Origin of the sequence: Micromonospora sp. SL1-18, from assembly GCF_047921505.1 — a bacterium.
Lineage (GTDB): Bacteria > Actinomycetota > Actinomycetes > Mycobacteriales > Micromonosporaceae > Micromonospora.
Map to the genome: position 1 here is coordinate 1 of NZ_JBLROA010000116.1, position 9,939 is coordinate 9,939.

At 69.3% G+C, this 9,939-nt stretch carries 9 protein-coding genes, 2 tRNA genes and 1 pseudogene; 10 read left to right on the forward strand and 2 right to left on the reverse strand.

What is annotated here, in order from left to right; all coding sequences use genetic code 11:
* From ACNAW0_RS29065 to ACNAW0_RS29080, 4 genes and pseudogenes are all read left to right on the forward strand, one after another.
* A pseudogene (locus ACNAW0_RS29065) lies at window positions 1-240 on the forward strand (GGDEF domain-containing protein); the annotation flags it as partial.
* The gene (locus ACNAW0_RS29070; RefSeq protein WP_416291231.1) at window positions 237-1,967 is read left to right on the forward strand and encodes a replication initiator; all 1,731 of its coding nucleotides are present in this window, start codon (window positions 237-239) and stop codon (window positions 1,965-1,967) included. The pseudogene ACNAW0_RS29065 and the gene ACNAW0_RS29070, both read left to right, overlap by 4 nt.
* Window positions 1,964-2,182, forward strand: a complete 219-nt coding sequence (locus tag ACNAW0_RS29075; protein WP_416291232.1) for a helix-turn-helix domain-containing protein — start codon at window positions 1,964-1,966, stop codon at window positions 2,180-2,182. The genes ACNAW0_RS29070 and ACNAW0_RS29075 overlap by 4 nt, the downstream gene beginning before the upstream one ends.
* The gene (locus ACNAW0_RS29080) at window positions 2,182-3,306 is read left to right on the forward strand and encodes a tyrosine-type recombinase/integrase (RefSeq protein WP_416291233.1); all 1,125 of its coding nucleotides are present in this window, start codon (window positions 2,182-2,184) and stop codon (window positions 3,304-3,306) included. The genes ACNAW0_RS29075 and ACNAW0_RS29080 overlap by 1 nt, the downstream gene beginning before the upstream one ends.
* A 91-nt stretch (window positions 3,307-3,397) precedes the next feature.
* Here ACNAW0_RS29080 and ACNAW0_RS29085 read toward each other — a convergent pair.
* Window positions 3,398-3,471 (reverse strand) — tRNA-Gly (locus ACNAW0_RS29085).
* 272 nt (window positions 3,472-3,743) lie between these two features.
* Here ACNAW0_RS29085 and ACNAW0_RS29090 point away from each other — a divergent pair.
* The 6 genes from ACNAW0_RS29090 (at window position 3,744) to ACNAW0_RS29115 (ending at window position 9,176) form a co-directional block, all read left to right on the forward strand.
* Window positions 3,744-3,817: transfer RNA gene (locus ACNAW0_RS29090), tRNA-Pro, on the forward strand.
* A 144-nt stretch (window positions 3,818-3,961) separates the two neighbouring features.
* Window positions 3,962-5,308: a trigger factor gene (gene tig, locus ACNAW0_RS29095; RefSeq protein ID WP_416291235.1), complete on the forward strand. Its 1,347-nt coding sequence runs from the start codon at window positions 3,962-3,964 to the stop codon at window positions 5,306-5,308.
* A gap of 173 nt (window positions 5,309-5,481) precedes the next feature.
* Entirely contained in the window at window positions 5,482-6,123 is a 642-nt protein-coding gene (locus tag ACNAW0_RS29100) for an ATP-dependent Clp protease proteolytic subunit (protein WP_091123621.1), read from the forward strand.
* A gap of 14 nt (window positions 6,124-6,137) precedes the next feature.
* A complete protein-coding gene (locus ACNAW0_RS29105) occupies window positions 6,138-6,800 on the forward strand; it encodes an ATP-dependent Clp protease proteolytic subunit (RefSeq protein WP_416291236.1) in 663 nt (220 codons plus the stop codon).
* A gap of 216 nt (window positions 6,801-7,016) precedes the next feature.
* A complete protein-coding gene (gene clpX, locus ACNAW0_RS29110) occupies window positions 7,017-8,312 on the forward strand; it encodes an ATP-dependent Clp protease ATP-binding subunit ClpX (RefSeq protein WP_416291237.1) in 1,296 nt (431 codons plus the stop codon).
* A 66-nt stretch (window positions 8,313-8,378) separates the two neighbouring features.
* Window positions 8,379-9,176 (forward strand): carbon-nitrogen hydrolase family protein, encoded by a 798-nt coding sequence (locus ACNAW0_RS29115; RefSeq protein ID WP_416291238.1) that lies wholly within the window; start codon window positions 8,379-8,381, stop codon window positions 9,174-9,176.
* 6 nt (window positions 9,177-9,182) lie between these two features.
* Here the strand turns inward: ACNAW0_RS29115 and ACNAW0_RS29120 are convergent, their stop codons facing one another.
* A complete protein-coding gene (locus tag ACNAW0_RS29120) occupies window positions 9,183-9,410 on the reverse strand; it encodes a hypothetical protein (RefSeq protein WP_416291239.1) in 228 nt (75 codons plus the stop codon).
* Between the last annotated feature and the right edge of the window lie 529 nt (window positions 9,411-9,939).

Below are 9,939 nucleotides of genomic sequence, written 5' to 3' on the forward strand. Positions count from 1 at the left end.
ACCCCGGTCCGGCTGCCCTCCGGTGCCGTCGTGTCGGTGACCGCCAGCATCGGCCTCGCCCCCGCCAGCCCGTCCGGTCTCGCCGCCACCCTCGCCGCCGCTGATGCCGCGATGTACCGGGCCAAGAGCACCCGGGCCGGTGTGGCGGTTTTCAACGCCCGGCGAGATGACCACGCGACCGCCGACCCCCGTCCGGCCGTTCGGGTCCGGGATCTCGCCTCGGTGGAGGTGGGCCGATGACGATCGCCCCGACGCTGCCCGGCCTCGACCCCGCCACCCCGGTGGAACCGAGGCCGGGCTCCCGGGCCGCCCGGATGCTCATGCCCCGATCCGTCGACGTGGTGAAGGATCTGGCGGCCGACTACGGCGTCTGCACCCGCCCCGTCAGCCTCCGCCGCACTGATCTCGACTCGGGTCTGACCGAGGTCATCGACATGCCCTGCGGGGCCACCCAGGAAGCGAAGTGCCCGGCGTGCGCCACCCGTGCCCGGCGGCTGCGGCAGCAGCAGATCCGGGAGGGCTGGCACCGTACCGACGAACCCGACCCCGGCCCCCAACCGGCCACCGACGCGCAACGCGGCCTGATCGTGGCTCGGGCTCATCTTGAGTTCGCCCGTGATGAGGCCGCTCGGGCCTCGGAATGGGATCAGGTCGCGGACCTGGACGACGCCATCGGGGAACTGGAAGCCCAGATCACCACCGAAGGACTCCGGGGCCGCCCCGCCCCGCCCCACGCCAGCGACGACCAGGACGACAGCGACGGCAAGCGCCGGGTCCGCTCCACCAAGCGGCGGCAAGATGCCCCGGACCTGCCCCGCCTGCCCGTCGACAACCGCACCCTCGGGCGCACCTACGAAGGGCATGGCGGGCAGGTGTTCCGGCCGTCGATGTTCCTGACCCTCACCCTCGGCTCCTACGGCCGGGTGCACTCCGACGGGACACCGCTCGACCCGGACGCCTACGACTACCGGCGGGCCGCCTGGGATGCCGTGCACTTCCCCCGCCTCCTCGACAGGTTCTGGCAAAACCTGCGCCGCGCGGTCGGCTGGAACGCCCAATACGCCGGAGCGGTCGAGCCGCAACGCCGGCTGGCCCCTCACGCGCACTTCGCGATACGCGGCACCATCCCTCGGGCACTGGTCCGTCAGGTTGCCGCTGCCACGTATCACCAGGTGTGGTGGCCACCGGTTGACCAGCTGGTCTACGAGCCGGGGAGGGCGCCGCAGTGGGATGCCGATGCGGGCGGCTACACCGACCCGGACTCGGGTGAGCTGCTGCCGTCGTGGGATGACGCCCTGGACCTGGTCGACGCCGACCCCGACGCCGAACCGGTTCACGTCGTCCGCTTCGGTACCCAGGTCGACGCCAAGGGCGTCCTCGCCGGCACCAAGGACGCGGATCGGTGCGTCGGCTACATCACCAAGTACCTCACCAAGCAGGCCGCCGACTGCCACGACGTGACCACCGGCCGGCAGCGTGCTCACTTGGAACGGCTCTGGGCTGAGCTGCGGCACACGCCGTGTTCGGAGCGGTGCGCGAACTGGCTGCTCTACGGCGTCCAGCCCAAGAAGGCCCGGCCTGGGTTGAAGCCGGGCAACTGCAAGAACAAGGTCCACAAGCGGGAAACCCTCGGCATCGGCGGCCGGCGCGTCCTCATCTCCCGCCAATGGTCCGGCAAAACCCTCACCGACCACCGCGCCGACCGCCGCGAATGGGTCAAGGCACTGCTCGGCGTCACCACCGACGCCACCACCGCCCCGGCCGGCTCCGACACCGTCCGGCACGCCTGGGAACTCGCCAAACCCACCGACCCCGACGTCCCACCCCTCGGCCACCGCGTCCTACGCGCCATCTCCGAACGCATCCAATGGCGGGCGCAACTCGACGCCGCAAGACGGGCCGTCGACCCGCCCGATGTTTCGGCAACTGACCCGAGCCCCACGAGTGGCGAGGAGCCCCGACCATGACGGATGACTTGCTGACTCCCTGCGAGGTAGCTGCTCGCCTCCGCGCGACACCTCGCTTCGTCCGCCGGCTTGTGGCTGAGCGGCGCATTGCCTACGTCAAGGTGGGCCGTCTCGTACGGTTCGAGCCTGCTGCGGTGGCCGCCTACATCGAGGCCAATCGGGTGGTGCCGACCTCGCGGGCGGAGCTTCGACGCCAGCTTGGGGCGGTGGCCTGATGACGGGCGCCAAGCGTCGGCGTCGTTTCGGCAACGTCCGCAAGCTGCCCTCGGGCCGTTGGCAGGCTCGCTATCTGGGCCCGGACGGCGTGATGCGGACCGCTCCGCAGACGTTCGCCACCCAGCGCCAGGCCGAGAAGTGGCTCACGCTCGTGGATTCGGAGATCCTGCGGGGGGAATGGGTGCCTCCGGAGGCGGGGGAGATTCTGCTGTCGGACTACGGGGACCGATGGATCGGGGAGCGACGTCTCGCCCCGCGTACCCGCCAGCTCTATGAGTACCTGTTCGCCCTACACATCGGGCCGCACCTCGGGCACCTCGCCCTGGCCGCCATCAAGCCGGCGACCATCCGGACTTGGCGCGGCAAGCTGCTCAGCGGCGGCACTCCGGAGCCCCAGGCGGTCAAGGCGTACTGCCTGCTGCGGGCGATCCTCAACACGGCCGTGCGGGAGGACGAGATCCTTCGGCAGAACCCGTGCCGGATCAAGGGCTATGACCGCTACCACACCCCGGAACGGCCCACCGCCACCATCGTCCAGGTCTACGCCCTGGCCGACGCCATGCCGGCCCGCTTCGCCGCGCTCATCATCGTCGCTGCCCTCTCGGGTCTGCGGTGGGGAGAGCTGGCTGCCCTGCGCCGTTGCGATGTCGACCTCGACGCCGCAACCGTGCGAGTGCCCCGCAAGCTCGCCGCGCTGAAGGATCGTCTGGAGTACGGGCCGCCGAAATCCGCTGCCGGCGTTCGTGTCGTCGCGCTGCCTGCGGCTGCGGTTGAGTCCCTGCGCGAGCACTTGGCCGAGCACGTCGAGGACGGTCCGGACGCGCTGATCTTCACCGGGGCGAAGGGTGCACCGCTGCGTTCCGGCAACTTCGGTCGGGCCGTCAAGTGGACCAAGGCCGTCGCCTCGGTGGGCCTGGCTGGTTTCCACTTCCACGACCTGCGACACACCGGCAACACCCTCGCCGCCGCGTCTGGGGCCAGCACGCGAGAGCTCATGCACCGCATGGGACACGCCACCATGCGCGCCGCCCTGATCTACCAGCACGCCACCAGCGAGCGGGACCGCGAGATCGCCTCCGCGATGGACCGCCGCATCGCCGGTAAGAGCCGACGCCGCCGCTGAATGGCACGCGGATGGCACGCAAGATCCAACATGGGGGAGATGTGGAAGGCCCAGGTGCCGCTATCGTGCGGTCTACCTGGGCCTTCGTGGTTGGAGCGGGCGACGGGAATCGAACCCGCACCGTCAGTTTGGAAGACTGAAGCTCTGCCATTGAGCTACGCCCGCAGGCACCCCCCTGTCGAGGGGCGCGTCCGACAGCGTACCCAATCCCGGAACCGGACGCGCAGCCCCGTACCGCGTGCCGGCTCGGGTCGCCGCGCCCTCAAGATCCGTACAACTTCACCGAAAGTGTGGCCTTCCGGTGCCCCGAGGCCACTCTTTCGCCGTAAATGCCGCCTCTGCGGGGCCTCCGAGGGGTCTCCGAAGGGCATCTGCGAGGCTCGGCGCGCCCCGGTGGCCCTCAGTCGGGGGCGGACGGCATACACTTCTCGTCGCCACGGGGTGTGGCGCAGCTTGGTAGCGCACTCGCTTTGGGAGCGAGGGGCCGTGGGTTCAAATCCCGCCACCCCGACTGTCGTTCGCGGCTGGGTCGTCCGGGAACCGCCGTTTTTTCCGCGCGGTACCCGGGCGCTGCCGATGCAGCAGGCCGGTTCGCCTACACTCGATGCGCGAAATCACGCCCAGCTTCAACCGAGATCCGTCAAGGAGTACGCCTGTGAAGAGCACCGTCGAGACTCTGAGCCCGACGCGCGTGCGGCTCGCCATCGAGGTGCCGTTCGTCGAGCTCGAGCCGAGCCTCAAGAAGGCGTACCGGGAGATCGGCCAGCAGGTCCAGGTTCCCGGCTTCCGCCGGGGCAAGGTTCCCACTGCGGTCATCGACCAGCGGGTGGGCCGGGGCACCGTGCTCAACGAGGCGGTGCAGGAGGCCATCCCGCAGAACATCCTCGCCGCGGTCCGCGAGCACGACCTGAAGACCCTCGGTCGCCCCGAGGTCGAGATCACCGAGTTCGCCGACGGTGACTCACTCAACTTCACCGCCGAGGTCGACGTCCGCCCGGAGATCATCCTGCCGGATCCGGCCTCGATCGAGGTGACCGTGGATGAGCTCCAGGTCGCCGACAGCGAGCTCGACGAGCAGGTCAACAACCTCCGCGATCGGTTCGCCACGCTGAAGACCGTCGAGCGGGCCGCCCAGGAGGGCGACTTTGTCCAGATCGACCTGAACGCCACCGTCGACGGCGAGGAGGTGCCGGGCGGGCAGGCGAGCAACATCTCGCACGAGGTCGGCAGCAAGCAGCTCCTGCCCGGCCTGGACGAGGCCCTGGTCGGCCTGGCCGCCGGCGATAGCACCACCTTCTCCACCCAGCTCGTCGGCGGCGACTACGCCGGCCAGGACGCCGACGTGGCGGTGACCGTCCGCACGGTCAAGGAGAAGGAGCTGCCCGAGCTCAACGACGACTTCGCCCAGCTGGCCAGCGAGTTCGACACCATCGAGGAGCTGCGCGACGACGTGCGCGAGCGGGTCACCCGGGGCAAGAAGGTCGAGCAGATCTACGCCGCCCGCGACAAGGCCCTCGAGCAGATGGTCGCCGCCGCCGAGGTGCCGGCGCCGGAGGGTGTCGTCCGCGAAGAGGTCGCGAGCCGCAAGGCCGCCATGGTCGACCAGCTCGAGCGCATCGGCGCCTCGCTGGAGGAGTACCTCGCCGCCGAGGAGAAGACCGAGGAGCAGATCGACACCGAGCTCGCCGAGGCGGCGACCGACGGCGTCAAGATCCAGCTCCTGCTGGACACGCTCGCCGACGCCGAGGACGTCCAGGTCTCCGACGACGAGTTCGGCCACGAGATCGTCCACCGCGCCCAGCGTGCCGGCATGGCCCCGCAGCAGTACTACGACCAGCTGGTCCGCTCCGGCGCCGCCGCGGCCGTCTTCGGTGACGTCCGCCGGGGCAAGGCACTCGCCTCGGTGATGGAGAAGATCAAGATCAAGGACTCGGCCGGCAACGAGGTCACCCTCGACGCGCTGCGCGCCGAGAGCGAGGCCGAGCACAACCACGAGCACTGATCGTCGGGTGTCGGCCGCCGTCCCTCGCTGCGCGCTGGACGGCGGCCGAAACCCTTTCCGGGGTACGCCTTGAGCCCAGCTGCGCTGAGAGCGAACAGTGCCCCGACCGGGAGTACGCCCCCCGGCTGAGCGGTTAGTGTCGGGTAGGACGGTACGGAGAGCGAAGGGCTGCCATGACCGACATGCACATCCCAGCGAAGCCGCTCCGGGCGATCGAGGCCCGTGGTGGCGACAACATTGGCAACCTCGACGACTCGGTCTACAACCGGTTGCTCAAGGAGCGGATCGTCTTCCTGGGCAGCGAGGTGACCGACCAGGTCGCCAACCGCATCTGCGCGCAGCTCCTGCTGCTCGCGGCGGAGGACCCGGACCGCGACATCAACCTCTGGATCAACTCGCCGGGTGGCTCGGTCTACTCGGGCATGGCGATCTACGACACCATGCAGTTCATCGACAACGACGTGTCGACCGTGGCGATGGGCATGGCGGCCTCGATGGGCCAGCTGCTGCTCTGCGCGGGCACCAAGGGCAAGCGCTACGCGCTGCCGCACGCGCGGATCATGATGCACCAGCCGTCCGGCGGCGTGGGTGGCACCGCCGCCGACATCGCGATCCAGGCGGAGCAGATGCTCTACACGAAGCGCATGTTCCAGGAGCGGGTTGCCTTCCACACCGGCCAGACCCAGGCCCAGATCGAGGCGGACTCGGACCGCGACCGCTGGTTCACCGCCCAGGAGGCCATGGACTACGGCTTCATCGACAAGGTGATCACCGGAGCCGCCCAGGTTCCGGAAGGCGCCGGGACCCTGAGCTGATCGAGGAGCTGACGATGACCGACCTGAGCCTGCCGCCCCAGTTCGCGGCCGTGCACAACCGCTACGTCCTGCCGTCGTTCGTCGAGCGCACGTCGTACGGGATGAAGGAGTCCAACCCGTACAACAAGCTCTTCGAGGACCGGATCATCTTCCTCGGCGTGCAGGTGGACGACGCCTCGGCCAACGACGTGATGGCCCAGCTGCTGACGCTCGAGGGCACCGACCCGGACCGCGACATCATCATGTACATCAACTCGCCCGGCGGCTCTTTCACCGCCATGACGGCGATCTACGACACCATGCAGTACGTCCGGCCGGACATCTCGACTGTCTGCCTCGGTCAGGCGGCCAGCGCGGCGGCGGTGTTGCTCTCCGCGGGCACTCCGGGCAAGCGGATGGCGCTGCCCAACTCCCGGATCATCATCCACCAGCCGGCCACCGAGGGCGGCTACGGCCAGGGCTCGGACATCGAGATCCAGGCCCGGGAGATCCTGCGGATGCGGACGCAGCTGGAGACGATGCTCTCGCAGCACTGCGACCGCCCGGTCGAGCAGGTCCGCAAGGACATCGATCGCGACAAGATCATGACGGCCGAGGAGGCCAAGGAGTACGGGCTGGTCGACACCATTCTGACCAGTCGCAAGAAGGGTCTGTTGGCGGCGCAGGCCGCGAGCTGAGCTGTGCTGGGTCGGAGGTTGGCCGGGGAGCGTGCTTCCTGGCCGACCTCTGACACACCCGTTTTGGGGGTCGGAGAAACCTCCCCCAGCGGGTAACGTCGGGTCTGTACCGCTTCGCAGGGTCGGACCGGCGGGTGGGACGACAGAGACGGACGGGCGCCCGACGCCCGCAGGTCAGGGCCGGCGCTCCGGCCGACGAGTGCAGGGAGAACGTAGGTGGCACGGATCGGTGACGGCGGCGACCTACTCAAATGCTCCTTCTGTGGCAAGTCGCAGAAGCAGGTCAAGAAGCTCATCGCGGGCCCAGGCGTCTACATCTGCGACGAGTGCATCGATCTCTGCAACGAGATCATTGAGGAGGAGCTGGCCGAGTCCGGCGAGGTGAAGTGGGAAGAGCTTCCCAAGCCGATGGAGATCTGCCAGTTCCTCGACAACTACGTCGTCGGCCAGGAGCAGGCCAAGAAGGCGCTCGCCGTCGCGGTCTACAACCACTACAAGCGGATCCAGGCCGAGGCGGCCGGCGCGCCGGGCTCGGGCACTGACGGTGTCGAGCTGGCCAAGTCCAACATCCTGCTGCTCGGCCCCACCGGCTGTGGCAAGACCCACCTGGCGCAGACCCTGGCCCGGATGCTCAACGTCCCGTTCGCGATCGCCGACGCGACCGCCCTCACCGAGGCGGGGTACGTCGGCGAGGACGTGGAGAACATCCTCCTCAAGCTGATCCAGGCGGCCGACTACGACATCAAGCGCGCCGAGACCGGGATCATCTACATCGACGAGGTCGACAAGATCGCCCGCAAGTCGGAGAACCCGTCGATCACCCGGGACGTCTCCGGCGAGGGCGTGCAGCAGGCGCTGCTGAAGATGCTCGAGGGCACTGTGGCCAACGTGCCGCCGCAGGGCGGGCGCAAGCACCCGCACCAGGAGTTCATCCAGATCGACACCACCAACGTGCTGTTCATCTGCGGTGGTGCCTTCGCCGGGCTCGACCAGATCATCGAGACGCGCACCGGCTCCGGCGGCACCGGCTTCGGCGCCCGGCTCCGCTCGGTCTCCGAGCGGTCGACCGACGACATCTTCAGCCAGGTCATGCCGGAGGACATGCTCAAGTTCGGCCTGATCCCCGAGTTCATCGGCCGGCTCCCGGTGATCACCAACGTGCGCAGCCTCGATCGCAGCGCCCTGGTGCGGATCCTCACCGAGCCGCGCAACGCGCTGGTCCGGCAGTACCAGCGCCTCTTCGAGCTGGACGGCGTCGAGCTGGAGTTCGAGCCGCCCGCGCTGGAGGCCATCGCCGACCAGGCCATGCTCCGCGGCACCGGTGCCCGCGGCCTTCGCGCGATCATGGAGGAGGTCCTGCTCTCCGTGATGTACGAGGTGCCAAGCAACCCGGACGCCGCGCGGGTGCTGATCACCCGCGAGGTGGTCCTGGAGAACGTCAACCCGACCATCGTGCCCCGCGAGTTCACCGGCCGCCGGGCCCGTCGGGACCGCGAGGAGAAGTCCGCCTGACCCCCGGCCCCGAGCGCTACCGGTGAGCCCTGTCGCCGGCCGCCTGCCGTCCGTACGCTGAGGCGCATGCGCGTCGCCGTCTGCCAGCTCAACGCCCGCGACGACCGGGCGGCGAACCTTGCCGCCGCCGAGGCCCTGCTGGTCAGGGCTGCCGCGGCCGGTGCTGACCTCGCCGTTCTCCCGGAGTACGTCGACTACCTCGGCCGCGCCGATCGGATGCCGCCGGCCGAGCCGGTCGACGGGGTGGTGGGGGAGTTCTTCGCGGTGGTCGCCCGCCGGCTCGGCATGTGGGTGATCGCCGGTTCGTTCCACGAGGCCGGGCCGGACCCGGACCACACCTGGAACACCTCGCTGGTCTTCGACCGCACCGGCACGCTCGCCGCCAGCTATCGCAAGATCCACCTGTACGACGTGGAGATCCCCGGCCGGGTGTCGTACCTGGAGTCGGCGACGGTCTCCCCGGGTGATCAGCCGGTGGTGGTCGACGTCGAGGGCCTGCGGGTCGGCCTCTCGATCTGCTACGACCTGCGCTTCCCCGAGCTCTACCGCCAGTTGGCCACCCGCGGGGGTGCCGAACTCCTGGTGGTGCCCGCCGCGTTCATGATGCACACGGGCCGGGACCACTGGGAGGTCCTGCTCCGGGCACGGGCGATCGAGAACCAGTGTTTCGTAGCCGCCGCCGGCCAGACCGGTGACCACGAGCCGGGCCGGACCTGCTTCGGGCGCAGCATGGTGGTGGACCCGTGGGGGACGGTGCTCAGCCAGGTCCCCGACGGGCCGGGCCTCGCGGTGACCGACCTGGACCTCGAACGGCTGCGGGCGATCCGTGCCGAGCTGCCCAGCCTCGCCAACCGTCGGCTCTGAGCCGGATCAGCTCTCGAGCAGTACGCCGACCACGGTGAGGCCGGCGATCGCCAGGGCGGTGACCACCAGCGCCGTCGTCATCCGGGAGGGACCGCGTCGAGCCAGGCGTCTCACCGACGCCAGGACGACGAAGAGCACGAAGCCTCCGATGACCAGTTGCCAGAACGGCAGGAGCAGGCCGAGCAGGGCTTCCTCGGCGAGCGTCGCCGCCGGGAACCGCGACACGTCATCCATGTCAGACACTCTGGCACGGTTGGGCCGCCCGTGACCCGCCTCGATTGCTATCTGCCGCCGTCGGGTATCCGGCGGGTGCCGGCAAACACAGTGATCAACTTTGATTTGCCTTCTCGGGCCCGTCCGCGTAACTTTCTCTCTGCAAGCGGGAGGCCGGACAAACCGGCCGAGAGCGGGCGCCAGGCTGGTGGCGGAGACGCCGAGCCAGACTGAGGATCCGGGTGGTGCGAGAGATTCCGGGAAAACACGGAGTTGCGATCGCGAAGCCGACCGGGTAGAGTGCGAAGGCCGGCAGGGAGCCGGGCGGGTGGCCGCGAGAGCGGTGCCGGCCGGTCCGCCGGAACCCACGACAGTAACGACCGCCGGAAACGGCGTGCGTCGGCGTGGATCGGTCGAGCCAAGTTGATCACCTCGAATGCGAGATTGACAGCGAAGGTGCGACCGGGTAATTTAGAGCGGTTGCCCCGGACGGGGGCCCTACGGTGTAGGGCTTTCGGATGGTGTGTGGTTGTTCTTTGAGAACTCAACA